This is a genomic window from Actinoallomurus acanthiterrae, assembly GCF_054775715.1.
The window spans coordinates 531,147-551,885 of the sequence record NZ_BAAHCO010000001.1; the positions used below are offsets into that span (position 1 = coordinate 531,147).

17 protein-coding genes are annotated in these 20,739 nt (G+C 70.3%); 12 read left to right on the forward strand and 5 right to left on the reverse strand.

The genetic code is table 11. The features are described from left to right. Position 1: 1 nt before the first annotated feature. Positions 2-715: a TetR/AcrR family transcriptional regulator gene (locus ACYVF7_RS02635; RefSeq protein WP_460334267.1), complete on the forward strand. Its 714-nt coding sequence runs from the start codon at positions 2-4 to the stop codon at positions 713-715. 600 nt (positions 716-1,315) lie between these two features. After that, positions 1,316-2,329 (forward strand): ABC transporter permease, encoded by a 1,014-nt coding sequence (locus ACYVF7_RS02640; protein ID WP_460334270.1) that lies wholly within the window; start codon positions 1,316-1,318, stop codon positions 2,327-2,329. Positions 2,330-2,672: 343 nt separating this feature from the next. Here ACYVF7_RS02640 and ACYVF7_RS02645 read toward each other — a convergent pair whose 3' ends face one another. The 4 genes from ACYVF7_RS02645 to ACYVF7_RS02660 form a co-directional block, all read right to left on the reverse strand. Next, complete coding sequence (locus ACYVF7_RS02645) at positions 2,673-3,335, reverse strand: response regulator (RefSeq protein WP_460334273.1); 663 nt, start codon at positions 3,333-3,335, stop codon at positions 2,673-2,675. Continuing rightward, entirely contained in the window at positions 3,332-4,483 is a 1,152-nt protein-coding gene (locus tag ACYVF7_RS02650) for a sensor histidine kinase (protein WP_460334277.1), read from the reverse strand. The genes ACYVF7_RS02645 and ACYVF7_RS02650 overlap by 4 nt, the downstream gene beginning before the upstream one ends. Positions 4,484-4,520: 37 nt before the next feature. Then, positions 4,521-5,084 (reverse strand): hypothetical protein, encoded by a 564-nt coding sequence (locus ACYVF7_RS02655; RefSeq protein WP_460334280.1) that lies wholly within the window; start codon positions 5,082-5,084, stop codon positions 4,521-4,523. Positions 5,085-5,386: 302 nt separating this feature from the next. Next, positions 5,387-5,869, reverse strand: a complete 483-nt coding sequence (locus ACYVF7_RS02660; RefSeq protein WP_460334282.1) for a cupin domain-containing protein — start codon at positions 5,867-5,869, stop codon at positions 5,387-5,389. 142 nt (positions 5,870-6,011) lie between these two features. On the opposite strand from ACYVF7_RS02660, the gene ACYVF7_RS02665 reads away from it, so the two are divergent. Together ACYVF7_RS02665 and ACYVF7_RS02670 are read left to right on the forward strand one after the other, a co-directional pair. Beyond that, positions 6,012-7,415 carry a hypothetical protein gene (locus ACYVF7_RS02665; protein ID WP_460334284.1) on the forward strand — a complete coding sequence of 468 codons (1,404 nt, stop codon included), beginning with the start codon at positions 6,012-6,014 and terminating at the stop codon, positions 7,413-7,415. 218 nt (positions 7,416-7,633) lie between these two features. Next, the gene (locus ACYVF7_RS02670; RefSeq protein WP_460334287.1) at positions 7,634-9,934 is read left to right on the forward strand and encodes an NEW3 domain-containing protein; all 2,301 of its coding nucleotides are present in this window, start codon (positions 7,634-7,636) and stop codon (positions 9,932-9,934) included. 55 nt (positions 9,935-9,989) lie between these two features. Here the strand turns inward: ACYVF7_RS02670 and ACYVF7_RS02675 are convergent, their stop codons facing one another. After that, positions 9,990-11,075, reverse strand: a complete 1,086-nt coding sequence (locus tag ACYVF7_RS02675) for a LacI family DNA-binding transcriptional regulator (protein ID WP_460334290.1) — start codon at positions 11,073-11,075, stop codon at positions 9,990-9,992. A 189-nt stretch (positions 11,076-11,264) separates the two neighbouring features. Between ACYVF7_RS02675 and ACYVF7_RS02680 the strand changes: the two genes are divergently transcribed. From ACYVF7_RS02680 to ACYVF7_RS02715, 8 genes are all read left to right on the forward strand, one after another. Then, positions 11,265-12,125, forward strand: a complete 861-nt coding sequence (locus ACYVF7_RS02680) for an ABC transporter permease (RefSeq protein ID WP_460334293.1) — start codon at positions 11,265-11,267, stop codon at positions 12,123-12,125. A 64-nt stretch (positions 12,126-12,189) separates the two neighbouring features. Next, positions 12,190-13,206, forward strand: coding sequence for an ABC transporter substrate-binding protein (locus ACYVF7_RS02685; RefSeq protein WP_460334296.1), 1,017 nt, complete (start codon positions 12,190-12,192; stop codon positions 13,204-13,206). Between the two features lie 129 nt (positions 13,207-13,335). Continuing rightward, positions 13,336-14,130 (forward strand): ABC transporter ATP-binding protein, encoded by a 795-nt coding sequence (locus tag ACYVF7_RS02690; protein ID WP_460334299.1) that lies wholly within the window; start codon positions 13,336-13,338, stop codon positions 14,128-14,130. A 50-nt stretch (positions 14,131-14,180) separates the two neighbouring features. Continuing rightward, positions 14,181-15,332 carry a Gfo/Idh/MocA family protein gene (locus ACYVF7_RS02695; RefSeq protein ID WP_460334302.1) on the forward strand — a complete coding sequence of 384 codons (1,152 nt, stop codon included), beginning with the start codon at positions 14,181-14,183 and terminating at the stop codon, positions 15,330-15,332. Next, the gene (locus ACYVF7_RS02700) at positions 15,329-16,471 is read left to right on the forward strand and encodes a dihydrodipicolinate synthase family protein (RefSeq protein ID WP_460334305.1); all 1,143 of its coding nucleotides are present in this window, start codon (positions 15,329-15,331) and stop codon (positions 16,469-16,471) included. Before ACYVF7_RS02695 ends, ACYVF7_RS02700 begins: the two co-directional genes overlap by 4 nt. Positions 16,472-16,526: 55 nt before the next feature. Then, a complete protein-coding gene (locus tag ACYVF7_RS02705) occupies positions 16,527-17,330 on the forward strand; it encodes a sugar phosphate isomerase/epimerase family protein (protein WP_460334308.1) in 804 nt (267 codons plus the stop codon). Positions 17,331-17,494: 164 nt separating this feature from the next. After that, positions 17,495-19,567: a PQQ-dependent sugar dehydrogenase gene (locus tag ACYVF7_RS02710; protein WP_460334311.1), complete on the forward strand. Its 2,073-nt coding sequence runs from the start codon at positions 17,495-17,497 to the stop codon at positions 19,565-19,567. Positions 19,568-19,689: 122 nt separating this feature from the next. After that, positions 19,690-20,721 (forward strand): LamG-like jellyroll fold domain-containing protein, encoded by a 1,032-nt coding sequence (locus ACYVF7_RS02715; RefSeq protein ID WP_460334313.1) that lies wholly within the window; start codon positions 19,690-19,692, stop codon positions 20,719-20,721. Positions 20,722-20,739: the final 18 nt, after the last annotated feature.

The window sequence follows — 20,739 nt, forward strand, 5'->3', positions numbered from 1 at the left end:
GGTGAGCGCCTCGACCGAACGACTCCGGGATCCCCGGCAGCGAGCCGAACGAGCGACGCGGATCCTCGACGCGGCGGCCGACCTGCTGCTGCGCCACGGCTACCGGCGGGTGACCATCGACGACGTGGCCGCCGGGGCCGGCATCGGCAAGGGCACCGTTTACCTGCACTGGAAAGCCCGCGAGCAGCTGTTCAGCGCGGTGTTCGCGCGCGAGGTGCTCTACGCGGTGGACGAGCTGTGCCAGGCCCTGCGGCGGGACCCCCGGGCGTGCCTGCTGCACCGCTTCGCCCGCACGTACTTCCTGGCCATCGTGAACCGGCCGCTGCTGCGCAGCTTCCTGCTGGGCGACCCCGATCTGCTCGGCAAGCTGACCAGCTCACCCGACACCACCCGCGACGAGCGGCACGGCAGCGCGATGCGCGGATACTTCCGGCTGCTCGACCGGCACGGCCTGCTGCGCGACGACATGAGCGTTGAAGAGGCCGGCTACGCCTACCAGGCGACCTTCGAGGGCTTCCTGCGGGCCGAGGGTGTTCCGCCCGTGGACGGTCCCGAGCAGCGGGCCGACCTCCTCGCGCGAACCGTCCAACGCGCCTTCGAGAGCGAGTCACCGGCCTCCGACGCCGTCGTGGGGGAGCTGGCCGAAGCGACCATCGCGCTTCTGGGAGAGCTGATCGACGTCGACCGTGGCGAGTTCGGCATCCCCGAGGCCTGATGGGAGCCATCGGGTCGGCCGCTGGCAGACTCGGTGCCTGGTAGCGACGGCGGAGGCCCGCTGGATCTCCGGCCGGCGCGGACGGCACGGCGAACCCCGGTAAGCGCGCCGACCGCAGCGTGTGAAGGCCGAAAGTGGACCTATCCGTGATCGCTTCCGTTCATTAGACTCACGCGCCAAACGGGGTCCTGGGAGGCGATCATGAGTCAGTCCCCCGACGAGCCGGAACCGCGCGAAGAACCCACTCTCGATTCTTCCGACCGGCCGGCCTCCGAATCGCCCCCTTCGCCCGAGGCACAGCCCGGACCCCAACCGCCCCCACCTGGTCCGCCGCAGGCACACGCCGGATCCCAACAGTCTCCGCCTGGTCCGCCGCAGCCGCCCGCCGGATCCCAGCAGTCTCCGCCTGGTCCGCCGCAGCCGCCCGCCGGATCCCAGCAGCCCCTGCCCGGTCCGCCGCAGGCGCCCGGCGGGCCGTACGCCGGACCGCCGGGACCGTCGCCCTGGTCGTACGGGCCGGGACCATGGGGAGCCCCACCAGGACCATGGCCCGCCCCACCAGAACCACCCGGGCCGCCGGGAACGCTCGGACCGCCGCCCATGCCGGGACGCGGTGCGCCTTCCGCCGGTCCCGTCGAGCGGGATCGCCTCGCCGTCCATCTCATCTGGGAGGGCGCGCTCGCCCTCATCGCCGTCGTGCTCATCGCTGCGACTCTGGTGATGACGCCCCACCAGAATCTGACCGTCGCGTTCGGTCAGGCCGGATACCTCGGACTGGCCGCCGCCGGGCTCGCGCTCTCGATGCGGACCGCCTCACCCAACCTCGCCGTCGGCCCCATCCTCGGGTTCTCCGGCGCGCTGACCGCCTCTCTGGTGACCCAGCACGGCTGGGGAAAACCGGTCGCCATGGTCACGGCGGTCCTGCTCGCGACCGCCATCGGGCTCGTACTCGGCCTGCTGGTCGCCGTCATGTCGGTGCCGGCGTGGGCGGCGACGTTCGGGGCGGCGACCGTCATGCAGGCGGCGACGATCGGGTTGACCCACGGCGAGATGATTCCGCTGCGCCTGGGGAGCGGAAGTTACCCCACCGCCCTGTGGTTCGCGCTCTTCGCCCTGGTCTCGGTCGGCGGCGGCGCGCTGTGGCTGACCCCCGCCGTACGCGCGCGGCTCAGCGCCGGGCGGGGCCCCGGCGACCCGGGCCGGTGGAACGGTATGCAGGCCGGCCTGGGAGCCGTCGTCGGGCTCACCGGGTCGAGCTTCCTCGCCGGGCTGGGCGGTGTCGCCCTGCTCATGCGCGTTCAGGCGGCCGACGCCACGAGCGGCGCGAACCTCACCGTGTCGGCGTTCGCCGCCGTGCTGCTCGGCGGCACGAGCGTGTTCGGGCGCCGGGCCGGCGTCTTCGGCACGCTTCTCGGCGTCACGGTCGTCGCGGTCATCGGAACCCTCATCGTCTACAACGACGTCTCGTTCTGGGTGACGAGCCTGGTCACCGGCCTGATCGTCCTGGCCGGCCTCGGCGTCAACCGGGGACTGGAGAGCATCACCGGCGCCCTCAACAGATCGCGTCCCACGCCACCGACCGCTCCGCCGCCGATGGGCGCCCCGGTCGCCTGACCGTGCCGAGTCGACCTGGCGAGCCGACCTGGGTTTTGACTCACATTTCGTGGCGGTCGCGGTAACGGTCGCCCAGACCCCGGGCAAGGCTGCATGTGTTCCCGAAGGCCTTTGCTCTGCTTACGCCGAGTAGGCGGTGGACCGTGCCAGATGTGTACTCAACGTAAGCAGAGCAAAGGGCCGTGGGAGGCGGGGCGGTGAGCGGATAGGTTCGCCTGGTCCGGAGCCGTTCACTCACGAAAATCGAGCCAGAACCCGACCTGGCGAGGCGGCCTGACGAGGTGGCCTGGCGAGTCGGCGTGAGCCGCTCCCGTCTGGACGTCTGAACTCCGGCTCGCCGGGGTCAGGCGAAGCCGGCGACGATGAGGCCGGACTCGTACGCGGCGATGACGGCCTGGACGCGGTCGCGCAGGCCCAGTTTGCTGAGCACGTTGCTCACGTGGGTCTTGACCGTGTGCTCGCTGAGGACCATAGCGGTGGCGATCTCGGAGTTCGACAGGCCCCGGCCGAGCAGGACCAGCGTCTCCTTCTCCCGGCTCGTCAGCGCGTCGAGGCCGGTCGCGGGGGAGACGTCCGAGCGGGGCCGGCGCGCGACCAGGTCGGAGATCAGCCGGCGGGTCACTGTGGGCGCCAGCAGGGACTCGCCCGCCGCGACGACGCGGACGGCGTGGACGAGGTCGTCCCGGCGCACGTCCTTGAGCAGGAACCCGCTCGCGCCCGCGTACAGCGCGTCGTACACGTAGTCGTCCTGGTCGAACGTCGTCAGCATCAGCACCCGGCTGGAGGTACGGGCGCAGATCAGCCGCGCCGCCTCGATGCCGTCCAGGTGCGGCATCCGGATGTCGAGCAGCACCACGTCCGGCGCGTGTTCGGTCGCCGCGGCGACCGCCTCGGCGCCGTCGGACGCCTCGGCCACCACCGTGAAGTCGGGCTGGGCGTCCAGGATCATCGCGAAGCCGCTGCGCACGAGTTCCTGGTCGTCGGCGATGACGAGGCCGATGGTCACGGGACCACCACCGGCAGGGTCGCGGTGACGGTGAAGCCGTCCGTGTCGCCGTGCGCGGAGGCGGTGCCGCCGCAGGCGGCGGCGCGCTCGCGGATGCCGATGAGCCCGTTGCCGGAGCCGCCGAGCGTGCCGGATCCGCTCCCGTCGTCCCGAACCGTGATCACGAGTGACTCTCCCCAGTCGAGGGTGACCGCGACCTCGGTCGCGGCCGCGTGCTTGAGCGTGTTGGTGAGGGCCTCCTGCACGATCCGGAAGGCGGCCACCTCGGTGTCGGCCGTCAGCCGGCCCGACCCGGACACCGAGTACGACGCGGCCAACCCCGTGTCCTCGACCTGGGCCACGAGCGACGGGATGGCCGCGACGGTCGGCTGCGGCGCTCGTACGCCGGTGTCCTGCTCCTCCTTGAGGATGCCGAGCGTACGGCGGAGCTGCGTCATCGCGTCCCGGCCCGCGGCGGCGATCGCGTCGAACGCCTTCTCCGCCCGGTCCGGCATCGTCCGGACCGCCACCGGCCCCGCCTCGGCCTGCACGATCATCAGGCTGACGGCGTGGGCGAGGACGTCGTGCATGTCCCGGGCGATCCGGGCCCGTTCGGTGGCCACCGCCCGAGCCGCCTCCGCCTGCTTGTCGCGTTCCGCCTGCCCGGCCCGGTACGCGAGATCCTGCAACCGCTGCTCCCGGCGCTGCGCGATCGTGCCGAGGATCAGCGCGCCCGTCCCGGTGAGCAGCCCGATCACCGCCGTGGTGGGGCTCTTTACGGAGACGAGGCTGGTCCCGGCGACCAGCACGAGGGCGAGGATCCGCTGCGGCCGCCGCCCGACCCAGGCGAGCGAGTAGAGGGCCACCAGAATGCCCCAGCCGATCGGCTCCGACACTGCGCGGTCCACCTCGTTGTACCCCACGAGCGAGAGGTAGATGACGAGCAGGCACAGGGTGGGAAATCGCCGGCGGAAGACGAGGGGAAGCGCCGTGGTCGCCATGAACACCCAGGCCCAGGGCGAAAACGGCCCGGGCTGCTCCTTGCGGGGGATCACCAGCGGGGCGTACTGGACGGCGAGTACGAGGAGGGCGACTCCCGCGTCGGCGACGTACGGCCGCAACCCGGCGGGCAGGCGGTCCCACCAAGCGGTCGGCGTGTGGGTCCTCACCGGGTCATCATCCCGTGTCCGGCCGTGTCATCGGCGGTCACGCCATCGCGTGGGCGGCGGCGCGGGTACGGCGGAAGGCCACGGGCGCGAGCGCGAGGACGTACAGGGCGCCGGCCACGGGGATGTAGTCCAGGCTCGCCGCCGCGGCGACTGTACCGGCCAGCACCAGGACGGGGGTCCACCAGGCGGCCGAGCGCGCGACCGCGGCCACGACGGTCAGCCCGAGGAGCCCGACGTAGAACAGGATCGGCACGACCGTGTAGACGACCGGCTGCACGCCGGGGACGTCTTGGATCTGCTGGAACATGTGCTGCTTGTCCGCGGCGTCGCGGGCGAGCAGGCCGACGACGATGTCGATGCCGATCTGCGCGACCGAGGCGGCCAGCCCGATCAGGCCGATCGCGGCGAACGAGGTGCCCGTCCGGCCCGGAGCGAGCCGGCGCAGTTCGACGATGACCAGGCCGAACAGCAGGAGACCGGCGAGCATCAACAGATGGCCGAACGTCCAGCCGGCGCGGCTCTGACGGTCGATCAGACGGGCCACCCCGTACGCGCCGATCAGCGCGGGTGCGGCGATGAAAGAGACCTTGCCGAGGTTCACGGTGACTCCCGAGGGCGTTGGATCGATGCGATCGATGCCGCAATCCTCGGGATCTCCGGTCGTCGGGGGATCGCCGGTGAGAGCCATCTTCCGGCATCCCCCGTACGACCGATCCGCCTCCCTCGCGTGTCTGAGGGAGGCGGATGACGAGCGCGTCACGGCCGGGGGCCGTCGCTCCTACGCCGTCAGCACTTTATGGAGTTGCTGTAGTAGGTGTCCCCGCACTTGCCTCTGGTGGTGAACGTCCAAAGAGCGTAAGCCGTTTTGAAGCCCTTAGGGCATTTGTAATACGCGCCGGCGGATCACAGCCAGTGGTTGTCGTGGCGGAGGTAGAACTCGGCGCGCTCCTCGTCGGTCAACCCGCCCAGCCCCGCGGCGAGGCCCTCGAAGTAGCCCTCACGCGGTGCGCCCGGCGAGAAATGCAGCAGCATCGAGGCCGGTTCCCCGGACTCGTTGCGGAAGGCGTGGACGCCGCCCGCGGGGACGTGCACGAAATCGCCGGGAACCGTGTCGATCCAGCGCTCGCCGTTGTAGATGCGGACCGTTCCACTGAGGATGTAGAACGACTCGGTGATCGACCGATGGAAGTGCGCGTCCGGGCCACTGGGCTTCGGTCCGAACTCCCAGCGGTACAGGCCGAACAGTCCGTCCGTCGACGCGCTGCTCGCCAGATAATGCACGGTGTTGCCGGACGGATAGGTCACCTCGGGCTCGTGGTCGGCCGGCCGGTAGGTGGCGCTGACCTCGCCGTGCTCGCCCTCATAACGCGCCGGTGGATAACTCACATCGTCTCCTTCGTGTTCGAGCCGAACATCGCACTGTGTGTTCGGTGAGTAGCGCTTATGGAATAGCGGAGGATGCCGTACGAGCGCCGTTTCGACCGGTATATGATCACCGGGCTCACCGACGCCACCAGGACGGAGTCCAGTGCGCATCACCCCCATTCTTCACAAGGCCGGCATCGCTGCCGCCGCCGTGACGCTCACCGCACTTTCCGTGACCGCGGCCGGCGCCGCGACGAAGACACCCACCGACCTGACCCTGTCAGGCTTGCCGGCGACCATCGCCTACGGGCAGTTCCAGCAGACGGTCCACGGCACGCTGCGGACCCGCGTTCCGGCAGGTCAAACGCCGCAACCGGTTCCAGGCGCCACCGTCCAGGTCTACGAGCTCATGGCGACGAACGTGCCCCTGGGCACCGCCACCACCGACGAGAACGGCGACTTCTCACTCCCGGTCACCCTGCCCGCCCCTGGCGGCGTCGAGGCGAGCTTCGCCGGCGACGACGCGCACTTCGCTTCCTGGGGCGGCGTCAAGGTCGCGCCCGCCACGCGCCTGCCGACCAGGATCACCCTGCAGGGGCCCGCCTCGGCCGCTCCGCAGGGGCCCATGACCGTGACCGGTCAGGTCACCGTGCAGACGCCCGATGGCACCTGGGCTCCGGCGCCGTACGACACCGTGAACCCCGTCGACGCCGCCGGTGCGCCCTCGCGGGTGGCCTCCGACGCCGACGGCCGGTTCTCCTTCCCCGCGGCGGCCTGGCACTCTTCGCTTCCGAGGGCGTGCGTCGACCAACGCGACGGAACGTTCGTCCGGGAAGCCTGCTCCGATCCCTTGGTGACGCCGTACTCCCCGTATCCCGTGCGGATCATCGATTTCAAGCCCGAGCAACAGCCGCTGAACCCCGGCCACTTCTCGTTCTTCGCGGACGTGACGTACGAACCCGACGACGCCGGCACCGCCGCCTACGACGGGCCGGTCGTCCTGCAGTACCAGCCGAAGGGTTCGAAAACCTGGATCACGATGGCGACCGGTACCGCCACCGGCTCGCACAGCACGGGATACGAGTCCTACGGCGAGGTCGAGTTCAAGAACCTCTCGGGCTTCCTGCCCGGTGGCAAGGGCGTGCTGGCCGCCGGCGGGACCTGGGAGGTGCGGACGCCCGCGCAGGGACGCTACCTCGCCGCCCAGAACTCCGATCAGATGTCGCTTACCGGCGCTTCCGCCGTGGTCGACGCGTGGACCTACATCACCGGCAGCAAGGTGACCTCTCAGAGCGGCAAGCGTTACCTGACCGGCTACCTCACCGACGACCACGGCGTCGGCCCGCTCCCGAAAATGAAGATCAAGGTCTACTACCGCAAGACGAAGAGCGCCGCCTCGAAGTACCTCGGCTACGTCACCACGGGCGCCGACGGCCGGTTCCGCTACCAGCTCACCGGTCATGCTCACGGCTACTACCAGGGCGTCTTCGCAGGTGCCGCGATGCCCGGCGGAGCGGACAAGGTCGGCTCTCTCGTCAAGTCCACGGGCGCACTCGTTCACTACTGATCAGCCACCTCGATCGCCTGCCGACGGAAATGGCCGCCCCGGTTCGCCGGGCGGCCATTTTCCGTCTGTGGACGGCTGATGCGCTCGACGTGGCCGGACGCTGTCCGAAGATTCATCCGATGTATGTGTTGACGCGACGTGGATCGCACATAGAACATGTGCGGGCTGACCAGTAGGACCAAGGCGCGTTGCCCCTGACCACGCCGAGGAGTCGCTCGATGCATGCGAGAAAGACCAGATGTCTGCTGCCGGTACTGCTCTCCCTCGGGTTGGCGGCGGGGATGTCGCCCGCGATGGCCGCGCCACCCGAGGCCCCGACGGGAACCACCGTCCCCATCTCGCCTACACCGCCCATGGGCTGGAGCAGTTGGAGCGCTCTGCGCGAAGGCAGCAGCCTGAACCAGAACGGGATCAAGGCCCAGGCGCGGGTCATGCACGACAAGCTGCAGCAGTACGGCTACCGGTACATCAACATCGACGCCGGATGGTCCGACCACCTGGACGCGTACGGGCGCGACGCCTGGGACACCACCCGCTTCCCCGACGGCATCCCCGCGCTCGCCGCGTTTCTGCACGGCCTGGGCCTCAAGCTCGGCATCTACCTCACGCCAGGCGTTCCGATCGAGGCGTACAAGAAGAACCTGCCGGTCTACGGCACCTCGTACCACATGCAGGACATCGCGGACCCGACTCAGCCCGGCAACACCCACAACGACTCCTACCGCATCGACTTCAGCAAGCCCGGCGCGCAGGAGTACATCCAGGGCTACGCCGACCTGTTCGCCTCCTGGAGCGTCGACTACATCAAGATGGACTTCGTCGGCCCCGGCGGCGGCCTCGTCCCCGCCGACAACCGCCCCGACATGAAGGCGTGGCACCAGGCCATCGTCGCCACCGGCCGCAAGATGCACCTGGAGCTGTCCAACTCGCTCAGCATCGCCGACGCCGCGACCTGGCAGGCCACCAGCAACGGCTGGCGTACCGGCGGCGACATCGAGTGCTACTGCGGCGTCAACGGATCCAGCACCCCGCTGACCGGCTGGCAGCGGATGTCGGCCCGGTTCGACCAGGTCGCCGACTGGCAGCCGTACGGCCGCCCCGGCGCGTTCAACGACTACGACTCGATCGAGGTCGGCAACGGCGACGACGGCGGGCTGACCCCCGACGAGCGGCAGACCCAGCTGAGCCTGTGGTCGCTGGCCGCCTCCCCGCTGCTCCTCGGTACGGACCTGACCAAGCTCGACGCTGCCGACCTCAAGCTGCTGACGAACCGTGACGTGGTCGCCGTCGACCAGGACGCCACCGACGCCTCCCGGGTGAGCAAGACCGCGACCGCGCAGGTCTTCGCCAAGAAGGACCCGAGCGGCGAGGTGATCATCGGGCTGTTCAACACCGGGTCCGCCGCGCAGACCGTCTCCGTCGCCCCGGGGACGGCCGGCCTGCCCGCGTCCTCCTCGTACCGTATCCACAACCTGTGGACGCACGAGGTCACCCGCTCCTCCGGCGACGCCGTCGCCGCCTCCGTCCCCGCCCACGGCGCGGCCCTGCTCCGCGTGCGCCCGTGGACCACCGGCATGGCGGCGGCCCGACCGCAGACCGGCCTCACCGTGACCGCCCCCGGCACCCTGGAGACCGGTCAGCAGACCACCGCCACCGCGGACTTCACCAACTGGGGCACCACCCCCGCGAACGACGTCCACGTGACCCTGCCCGCCCCGAACGGCTGGACCGTCACCCCCGTCTCACCCACGTTCTTCGCCTCCGTCGCGCCCGGCGCGACCGTCCGCGCCACCTACCGCGTCACCGCACCGGCGTCCATCGGCCAGCTCTTCCCGACGGCCCGGCTCGACGCCACCGCCCGTTTCCGCTGGAACACCCGCACCCGCGCCCAGGCCGCCGCCTCCGCCGCCGGGCACACGTCCATCCTGCTCGACGCGCCCGTCAAGGCCCCGTTCCACACCTTCAACTCCACGCCGGAGCCCGCGAACTTCTCGCAGGTCGGCACCGCCCTGGGCATCCGCGCGGCCGGCGCCGACGTCTACGGATCGACGAACCAGTACGGGGCGCTCTACCTCCCCGGCGCGGAACACGACGGCTCCACCACCACGGTTCGCGTCACCTGGCAGCGCTACCAGAACTCCGGGGCCAAGACCGGAATCATGGTGCGCAACGACATCACCGGCGCGAACACCTCGCCCGGCTTCGTGACCGTGGGAGTGAGCGCGAAGAAGGGCTACTTCATGCAGTGGGACGCCGACGGCGACGGCCGGCTCGACTCCGGCACCGCCGCCAACGGCTCCGGCGTCGGCACACCCGTCCTGCCCAGCTGGATCCGGCTGGTCCGCTCCGGCACCACCTACACCGGCTACTACTCCACCGACGGCACCACCTGGACCCGGCTGAGCACCGCGAACATCCCCTCCGCCGCGGCCACGCAGGACGTCGGCGCTTTCGGCACCGCCCACAACCCGGGCTACCCGAGCGAAGACGACTTCGCCGGCTTCACCACCACCGGCTGATCTTTATGTGATGTCGCGGAGCGACGGCACCTCCCCGGTGCCTCGTTCCGCGACATCACGCGGAACGAGCGGGGGCGGCGGTGCTGGCGCGGAGGACGACCTTGCCGGTGATGCGCTCGACGCGGCTGCGGCGGGCGGGTTCGCGGAGGGCGAGGTTCATGACGCGTTCGCCCAGCTCCTCGAGGGGGAGGGAGACCGTGGTCAGCGGCGGGACCAGGTCGCGGACGATCGGGATGTCGTCGAAGCCGGCCAGGGAGACCTGGCCGGGCACGTCGAGGCCGTGGTCGCGGAAGGCGGACAGGGCGCCGATCGCCATGACGTCGGTGAGGGCGAAGACGCACGTCGCCCGCGACCCGCGGCGGATCAGCTCGGTCGCGGCGGCGTATCCGCCGTCGCGGGTGAACGACTCCTCGACGACCTGGTCGTCGGGGAGGTCGATGCCGGCGTCGGCGAGGGCGTCGCGGAAGCCGCCCAGCCGGTCGGAGACGGTCGTGAGCGTACGGGGTCCGGTGAGCGCGGCGAAGTCGCGATGGCCCAGGTCGAGGAGGGTGCGGGCGAGGGCGGCGGCGCCCTCCCGGTTCTCCGGCTGGACGGTGTCGACGCGGAGGCTGCGGTGGCGGCTGAGGACCGCCACGCGGCCTCCCGTCCGGATGTACGGGTCGAGCTCGGCGCTCATCGCGTGCTCCCACTCGCGGTCCTCGAACCCGGAGCCGATCAGCAGGATCGCGCGAGCGCGCTGGGCGCGGAGCATCGCGACGTAGTCGACCTCCCGCGCCGGGTCACGGAACGTGCTGGCCAGCATGACGAGCATGCCGTGGTCGGCCGCCGTGCGGGTGACGCCGCGGGCGATCGCCGCGAAGTAGGGGTCGCTGACGTCGTGGCAAATGAGGCCGATCGACTGGCTGGAGGCGCGGGCGAGCGCCTGGGCGTGCGCGTTGGGAGCGTAGGCGAGCTCGGAGGCGGCGGCCAGCACGCGCTCGCGCAGGTCGGCGCGGACCTGGGTGGTGCCGTTGAGCACGCGGGAGGCGGTCGCGAGGGACACTTCGGCCCGCCGCGCGACGTCCTGCAGCGTGACGTGCGCGCCGCCGCCGACGCCCCCCGTGCCGTCGGTGCCTGTCGCGCTGACTCCGTCGCCTGTCACGCCGCCCCCTGAGTCGCCACTGTCGTCCCCCACTGTGCGCCCTCCTGGCTCCAGCATGCCGTGAGGGTGCGACCCAGATCGGGTTCGGGACCCCTCTTGACCGCACCGTACGCCGTCCCTACGGTAGCAGAAAGCGCTTTCAGAATGCGCTTTCTCAGCCCGATCGCGGGTCCGAGCACGGAGGAGCTCATGGTGAGTCAGAGCACCACGTCCAGTGTTCCGGTGGCCGGAGTCGCGGAGCGTGACAGACCCGGACCCGGTGAGCGGTTCCGTGAGGCGGTCGTACGGTCCTGGCGACCGGTCGCCCTCCTCATCGCCTGTTTCGTCGCCTGGTGGGTGATCACCGCCGCCAAGCTCGTCGAGGCCTACCTGGTGCCGTCGCCGGCCAAGACGTTCCAGGTGATGAGCGACAAGGCGGGCTACATCTGGCACCACACATGGGTCACCACGTACGAGACGCTGCTCGGGTTCGTCATCGCCGCGGTCATCGGCGTCCTCGCCGCCGTCGTCATGGTGTACTCCACGGCGATCGAGAAGACGCTCTACCCCGTCTTGCTGTTCGCGCAGGTCATCCCCAAGGTCGCGATCGCGCCGCTGCTCGTCGTCTGGCTCGGCTTCGGCCTGGCCCCCAAGGTCGTCGTCGCGGTGCTCATCGCGTTCTTCCCCGTCGTCATCTCGATGGTCACCGGGCTCAAGGCGGTCGACCCGGAGATGATCCAGCTGTCGGCGACGATGGGCGCCGGCCCGCTGCAGACCTTCGCCAAGATCCGCTTCCCGGCGTCGCTGCCGCACCTGTTCTCCGGGCTGAAGGTCGCCGTGACACTCGCCGTCACCGGTGCCGTCGTCGGTGAGTTCGTCGGGGCCAACGAAGGCCTCGGGTACGTGATCCAGCAGGCCAACGGCAACCTCGACACCCCCATGCTCTTCGCCGGTCTGCTCGTCATGTCCCTGATCGGCGTCGTCCTGTTCGTGCTCGTGGAGTTCGCCGAGAAGCTGCTCTTGCCGTGGCACGCCAGCCGTCGCGGCTCCGCCGTGACCACCACTTACTGACAACACCGCGTACGACGCGCCGCCGACCGCCTGACGGAGACCTGCCAAACCGAGCGGAGAAGATATGAAACTGCGCAGCCTCGCCCTCGCCCTCATCCCCATCGTGGCGGTCACCGCCGCGTGCGGGGGAGGGGGCGGCAAGTCCAAGAGCGCCTCGGGCAAAGAGCTCGACAAGGTCACGCTGACCCTCAACTGGTACCCCTACGGCGAGCACGCGCCGTTCTACTACGGCAAGAAGCAGGGCATCTTCGAGAAGCACGGCATCGACCTGGAGATCAAGGCGGGGCAGGGCTCGCAGAAGACGGTGCAGGCGACCGGCGCGGGCCAGACCGACTTCGGCTGGGCGGACACGCCGGCGCTGCTGGCGGGCGTCAGCCAGGGCCTGCCGGTCAAGAGCATCGGCGTCTACATGCAGACCACCCCCGCCGCGGTGCAGTTCTTCTCGGCCAAGGCGATCAAGACGCCGGCGGACCTGAAGGGCAAGACGATCGCGGCGACGGCCGGTGACGCCCCGTCGCGGACGTTCCCGGCGTTCCTCAAGAAGAACGGCCTGAGCGACTCGGACGTCCACCTGCAGAACACCGACCCGGCGGGCAAGATGGCCGCGGTCATCTCCGGCAAGACGGACGGCCTGATCGGCTACGCCAACGACCAGGGCCCGACGATGGCCGCCAAGTCCGGCAAGCAGGTGTCGTACCTGAAGTTCGCCGACTTCGGGCTGAACTACTACTCCAACGGCCTGCTCGTCGGCGACCGGAAGCTGAAGAGCAGCGCCGACCTGGTCAAGCGGATGTCCGCGGCCACCAGCGAGGCGTGGGCGGCGGCCGAGAAGGACCCGACGAACGCCGTCGCCGCGATGCAGGGCGCGTCCCAGCAACTGCCGTCGCCGACCGTGCTGACCGACCAGTTCAAGACGACGCTGTCGCTCCTGCACACCGACGCCACCAAGGGCAAGGCCCCGGGCGTCAACACCGACGCCGACTGGCAGCAGACCATCAGCGTCTTCACCCAGGCCGGCCTGATCACCAAGGCGCAGGCACCGTCGGCGTACTGGGACTCCTCCGCAGCCCCGCAGGGCTGACCGACCACGGAAGAGGTGACGACGATGGCCGGGCCCGGGAGCACACGGGAACGAGGACAAGTGACTGAGCGAAGCGAGGGAACCGACGAGCGCAGCACCCTGGTCACCTCCCCGACGAAGGAGGGCCTAGTGACTGAAAGAGAAGGGAGCCGCGGCGGTAGCGTCCGGCTGGAGGACGTGGCCGTACGGTTCCGTACGAAGAAGAAAGACGTCACGGCGCTGCGCGACGTGTCGCTCGACGTGGCCGAGGGCGAGTTCGTCGCGATCGTCGGCCCGTCGGGCTGCGGTAAGTCGACGCTGCTCAAGCTGGTCGCGGGGCTGCTCAAGCCGTCGGCCGGCGACGTACGGCTCCGGGACGAGGCCGTCACGGGTCCGCGCCATGACATCGGGTACGTCTTCCAGCGGGCCGCGCTGCTCGAGTGGCGCAGCGCCCGGCGCAACATCCTGCTGCAGGCCGAGATGCGCCGCATGCCCGGAGAGCAGGCACGAGCGCGCACCGCGGAGCTGATCGCGATGACCGGGCTCACCGGGTTCGAGGACGCCTACCCACACGAGCTGTCCGGCGGCATGCAACAGCGGGTCGCGCTGTGCCGGGCGCTCCTGCACGAGCCGCCGGTCCTGCTGATGGACGAGCCGTTCGGCGCGCTGGACGCGCTCACCCGCGAACAGCTGAACATCGAGCTCAACCGCATCTGGCGGGAGACGCGCACGACGGTCCTGCTGGTCACGCACTCGATCGCGGAGGCGGCGTACCTCGCCAACCGGATCGTCGTGATGACCGACCGGCCCGGCACGATCGCCGAGATCATCGACGTGGACCTGCCGGACGAGCGCGACTACGCCGCGACGATGGCGAAGCCGGAGTTCGCCCGCGCCACCGGCCGCATCCGCGACCTGCTCGGCGCGGCGTCGGCGGCCGACTGACGACTGACCGCTCCCGGACATCGCACACCCGCAGAGAGGAACACACAGGGATGGCACGCAGGTCCATCGGGATCGTCCTGAACGGCGTGACCGGCCGGATGGGGTACCGCCAGCACCTCCTCCGCTCGATTCTGGCGATCCGCGACCAGGGCGGGCTGACGACCGCCGACGGCACCGTGCTGTGGCCGGAGCCCGTCCTGGTCGGCCGCAGCGAGGTCAAGCTGCGCGCCATCGCCGAGCGCCACGGGCTCACGGAGTGGTCCACCGACCTCGAAGCGGCCCTCGCCCGGCCGGACGTCGACGTCTACTTCGACACGCAGATCACCAGCGCCCGGGCGCCGGCCGTCCGGACGGCGATCGCTGCGGGCAAGCACATCTACACCGAGAAGCCGCTCGCCGAGGACCTCGAGGAGGCCCTCGCACTCGCCCGGCTCGCGGACGAGGCGGGCATCAAGCACGGCGTCGTGCAGGACAAGCTGTTCCTGCCGGGCCTGATGAAGCTGAAGCGGCTCGTCGACGGCGGCTTCTTCGGCCGGATCCTGTCGGTGCGCGGGGAGTTCGGCTACTGGGTGTTCGAGGGCGACTGGCAGGAGGCGCAGCGCCCGAGCTGGAACTACCGGGTGGAGGACGGCGGCGGCATCATCGCCGACATGTTCTGCCACTGGCGGTACGTCCTGGACAACATCATCGCGCCGGTGCGGTCGGTGCAGGCCCTCGGCGCGATCCACATCCCCGAGCGCGTCGACGAGGACGGTAAGCCGTACGCCGCGACGGCGGACGACGCCGCGTACGGGATCTTCGAGCTCGAGGGCGGCGTCGTCGCGCAGGTCAACTCCTCGTGGGCGACGCGGGTGTTCCGCGACGAGCTGGTGGAGTTCCAGGTGGACGGCACCGAGGGCAGCGCGGTCGCCGGGCTGCGGCGCTGCCGCGTGCAGCACCGGTCGATGACGCCCAAGCCGGTGTGGAACCCCGACCTGCCCGCCACCGAGGACTTCCGCTCCCAGTGGCAGGAGATCCCGGACAACGCCGAGTTCGACAACGGGTTCAAGGCGCAGTGGGAGCTGTTCCTGCGGCACGTCGCCGACGACGGTGAGTTCCCGTGGGACTTCTACGCGGGCGCACGCGGCGTCCAGCTCGCCGAGCTGGGCCTGCGCTCCTGGAAGGAAGGCCGTCGCCTCGAGGTCCCGGAGATCGCGAAGTGAAGGTCGACCTGCCCCGCGCGGACGGCTCGATCGTCCCGTACACGCTCGGCGAGCCGCGCGCCTACCCGCCGCCGGAGAGCCCGGCGACGTCCCGCGTCGCGTACGCCGCCGCGCATGTCGTCGTCGATCCCCTCGCGGATCCGGAGGCGATCGACTGGGAGACGACCCTGAGCTTCCGCCGCCACCTGTGGTCGTACGGGCTCGGCGTGGCGGAGGCGATGGACACCGCGCAGCGCGGCATGGGCCTCGACTGGGCGGCGACGCGCGAGCTCATCGAGCGCAGCGGCGCGGAGGCGCGAGCCTGCGGCGGGCGCATCGTGTGCGGCGCGGGCACCGACCAGCTGCCGCCCGGCCCGGCGCCGCTGGACCGGATCGTCGCCGCGTACGAGGAGCAGCTCGGCGTGATCGAGGCGGCCGGCGGGACGCCGGTCCTCATGGCGAGCCGCCAGCTCGCCGCCTCGGTGGAAGGGCCGGACGACTACGCCGCCGTGTACGGGCGGCTGCTGGGCCAGGTGGCGCGGCCCGCGGTGCTGCACTGGCTCGGCCCGATGTTCGACCCGGCCCTGGAGGGCTACTGGGGCTCAGCCGACCTGGACGCCGCCACCGAGAGCGTTCTGGCGATCATCGGTGCGCACGCCGACCGGGTCGACGGCATCAAGGTGTCGCTGCTGGACGCCGGCCGCGAGGTCGCGCTGCGGCGACGGCTGCCCGCCGGTGTCCGCCTCTACACCGGCGACGACTTCAACTACCCGGAGCTGATCCGCGGCGACGACGTCGGGCACAGCGACGCGCTGCTCGGCATCTTCGACCCGATCGCGCCCGCCGCGGCGGCGGCGCTCGGCGCGCTCGACGCCGGGGACCCGGAGGCGTACGAGCGGATCTTCGGGCCGACCGTGCCGCTGGCCCGGCACATCTTCGCGACCCCGACGTACTACTACAAGACCGGTGTGGTGTTCCTCGCCTGGCTGGCCGGGCACCAGGCGCACTTCCGGATGGTCGGCGGACTGGAGAGCGCCCGATCCGTCCCGCACCTGGTCCGGTTGTTCGAACTCGCGGACCAGGCTGGGCTGCTGCCCGACCCGGAGCTCGCGGTGGCCCGCATGCGCGCGTGGCTCACCGTCCAGGGGGTGCCCGCATGAGCGAGCGAATCGAAAGCACAGCGGGCATGGCCATTCCTCCGATGAAGGAGGTCGCATGAGCCGCTTCAGTCTGAACCAGTGGACGACGCGGTACTGGCCACTTCCGGACCTCGTCGCGGGCTGCGTCGCCGCCGGGGTCACCGGCGTCGGGCTCTGGCGCGAACCGGTCGCCGAGTACGGCCTGGCCCGTACGGCCAAGCTGGTCCGCGACGCCGGGCTGACCGTCACGTCGCTGTGCCGTGGCGGGTTCTTCCAGCTCCCGGACACGATCGCCGACAACCGGCAGGCCATCGAGGAGGCCGCCGAGCTGGGCGCGCCCTCCCTCGCGCTGGTGAGCGGCGGGCTGCCGGACGGCTCCCGGGACCTCGACGGCGCGCGGGCGCGGGTGGCCGAGGCGCTCGCCGAGCTCGCCCCGTACGCCGGGCGGTACGGCGTGCGGCTGGCGCTCGAGCCGCTGCACCCCATGTACTGCTCCGACCGGTGCGTGGTGTCGACCCTCGACCAGGCCCTCGACCTCGCCGCGCCGCATCCGTCCGAGCAGGTCGGCGTCATGGTCGACACCTACCACCTGTGGTGGGACCCGGGCGCCTACGCCGCCATCGCGCGGGCCGGGGCGGCGGACCGGATCGCGCTGTTCCAGGTCGCCGACTGGGTCACCCCGCTGCCCGAGGGCGTCCTGACCGGGCGCGGCATGCTCGGGGACGGCTGCGTCGAGCTGCGCCGGTTCCGTACGGCCGTGGACGAGGCGGGCTACACGGGGCCGATCGAAGTGGAGATCTTCAACGAGGAGCTGTGGGCGATGCCCGGGACCGACGCCCTGTCCCTGTGCCTCGACCGCTTCGCCGAGCACGTCACCTGACATTTTTCGACCTCGCGCGTCAGCGCATCCTCCGCCGAAACCGCCCCCAGACCCCCGGGAGAAACATCGGATCTCTGACCCTTGACGCTCGATCCAACCTCATCTACGTTCGGGAAAGCGCTTCCAGAAAGCGCTTTCAGTCCCACGACCCCATGGGTGGCAGGATGACGAAGCTCAGATGGTGCCTTCTGACCGTCGTCGCTGTTCTCGCGGCCCTCATCATGCCGCAGACAGCAGCGCAAGCCGATGATCTACAACCCGTCAAAGACCCGATCCCCGAACGCCCGATAACCTCCGACCTGGGCCTGGTCCTCCAGGAGTACGCCCAGTTCCCGAAGTCCGATCCGACCCCCGCGCCCGTCGATCCCCGCCTGATGCGCACGAACCGGATCAACTACATCGGTGAGGTTCCGGACGGCTCCGGCCGCATGTACGTGCCGGACCTCAACGGCAACATGTACCTCGTCAAGAACGGCCAGCCGCACGTCTACCTCGACGTCAAGGCGGCCTTCAGCCCGTACTTCTTCTCCGGTCGCGGCCTCGGCCAGGGCTTCGGCATCGTCGCCTTCGACCCGGATTTCAAGAAGAACGGCAAGTTCTACACGGTCCACAGCGAGCTGGCCTCCAGCACGACGAAGGTCCCGGACCTGACGCCGCAGGCGAACACCATCTACCACGGCGTCATCGACGAGTGGACGGCCGACGACCCGTCGGCGGACACCTTCCACGGCACCCACCGAGAGGTGCTGCGGCTCGGGTTCGGCGGGCAGATCCACGGCATCCAGGAGATCGGGTTCAACCCGAACGCCCGGCCGGGATCGAAGGACTACGGCAAGCTCTACATCGCCGCCGGTGACGGCGGGCAGGGCCAGGCCGCGGGCAACAACGACCCGCAGAACCTCGGGGTCCCGCAGGGCAAGCTCCTGCGCATCGACCCGCACGGCAACAACAGCGCCAACGGCAAGTACGGCATCCCGGCCGACAACCCGTTCGTCGGCAAGCCCGGCGACCTCGGCGAGATCTTCGCCTACGGCTTCCGCGACCCGCACCGCTTCGGCTGGGACACCGGCGGCAGCCACCAGCTGTTCCTCGGCCACATCGGTGAGCACACCATCGAGGGCGTCTGGGACATCCGGGCCGGCGACAACGCGGGCTGGCCGAACCGCGAGGGCCCGTTCAGCTTCGTGAAGAACGACCGCTGCGACCTGTACACGCTGCCCGCGGACGACGCGAAGTACGGCTACGACTACCCGGTGGCCGCCTACGACCACGACCCGCCGGCGGGCTGGAACTGCTCCAGCGACATCGGCAAGGCGATCTCAGGCGGGTACGTCTACCGCGGCCACAAGCTGCCCGAGCTGTACGGCAAGTACATCTTCGGCGACCTGGTCGACGGCAGCGTCTACTACACCGAGCAGAGCCAGATGCGCCGCGGCGGGCCGCGCGCGCCGATCCACCAGCTGCAGACGTTCGACACGAACGGCAACCGGCTGACGATGCAGCAGTTCGCCGGCGACAAGCGGGTCGACCTCCGCTTCGGCCGCGACAGCCACGGCGAGCTGTACATGATCTCCAAGGCGAACGGGAAGATCTGGAAGGTCGTCGGCACGAAGCACTTCGCCTCGGGTCCGGTCGGCCACACCCACGTGGGCGGCACGGCGGGCGCCAAGAACTGGGCGCCGGTCACCCCGTCGAAGTGGAAGTTCGAGGGTAACCAGGTCATCCTCGCCGAGGCCGGCGTGCAGCGGCCCGGCCCGCGCCGCCCGTTCGAGTACGCGGTCCTCACCAAGGGCCCGAAGTTCGGCACGGAGCGGATCGACGCGGACGTGCGGATCGACACTCCGACGGATATCAGCAACCGCGATGTGATCATCGTGTTCGGCTACCAATCGGACACGCAGTTCTACTACGCGCATCTGTCGCAGAGCAACGACATCTACCCGCACAACGGGATCTTCGTCGTGAACAACGCCGACCGGCTGCGGATCGAGGACCAGTGGGACCCGCTGCGCTCGCGTGGCGCCCCTCCGTCGATCACCGACATGAACTGGCACCACGTGACGATCATCCGCCACGTGGACACCGGTGAGATCGCGGTCTACCTCGACCACTCGAAGAACCCGCGGATGACGGCGGTCGACAAGACCTTCGCGTCCGGTCGGGTCGGGTTCGGGTCGTTCGACAACATCGGCCGGGTCCGCAACTTCCAGGTGACCGGCACCGCTGTGAACGACTGATCCCGGGCTCGGGCCGCTCTCCGGCCGGTCCGGCGGCGGACACGGCCCGGGCCCCACTGCCTCCCGGCGGTCATCGCCTCCGAGCGATGGCCGCCGGGACTCCATACGCACGTGGAGGAACGATGACAGATCTCAACGAGGCGGCGGTCCCCGGCCGCCGTCGGCCCGTACGATCCCGGCGCCTCGGCGCCGCCCTCGTGGCCGCCGCCCTGTGCGCGCCGCTCACCGCGGCCGCGAGCGCGGCCCAGGCGGACGCCGGCACGACGTCGGCCCTGGCCCGTCACCACGGTGACGGGAAGGTGCTGCCGAGCCTGCGCCGGAACCTGGTCGCCTACTACGACTTCGACCACCCCGTACGCGGCAACCCCGCGCAGGAGCGCGACCAGGGGTCGTCCGGCACGACCATCAACCTGATCAACGGCGGGGGCGCCATGCGCGTCCGGGACAGCGCCTACCCCGGCGCCGGGCACGCGCTCCAGACCCAGCAGATCAACCCCACGACGTTCGGCAACGACGACTGGAAGGGCGGCATCTACTCCACGACCGGAGTGCCGACCCTCCGCGCGTTCAACCACACCACGGCGATGTCGATCATGGGCTGGTTCAAGACGACCGGTCCGAACCCGAACCCGAACACCAACACTCCGGACCCGTCGGACTACTTCGGCGCCGTCGCGCTGACGGGTGTGCTCAGCGGCGACTCGCAGGGCCACAACGTACGAGGACTGCTCGAGATCATCGACGTGTCGGGGACCAAGCGCCTGGTCGCTCTCGGTCGCCGCGTCGACGGCAGCAGCTCTCAGACGTTCGCCGCGAACGAGGACTGGCACAGCATCCTGCCGATCGGCAAGTGGGTCTTCCTCGCCGCGTCGTTCGACTACGACCACGGCACCATGAAGCTGTACAAGGACGGCAAGCCGATCCCCGGCTTCTACGTGGTGTCGGGCGACCCCTGGGGCGTCGGGACGCCTGGCACGCACTACACCTCCGCGACCGACCCGCGCGGCATCAAGATCGGCGGTGGCTACCCGCAGAACACGCAGGAGGACAACCCCTGCAACTGCCGGTTCGACAGCCTGATGTTCCTCAATCGGGTCGTCACCGACAAGGAGGTCTGGCAGCAGTACAGCCGGGCCGTCTCAGGCCGGCACTGACCACCATCCCCCGCCAGA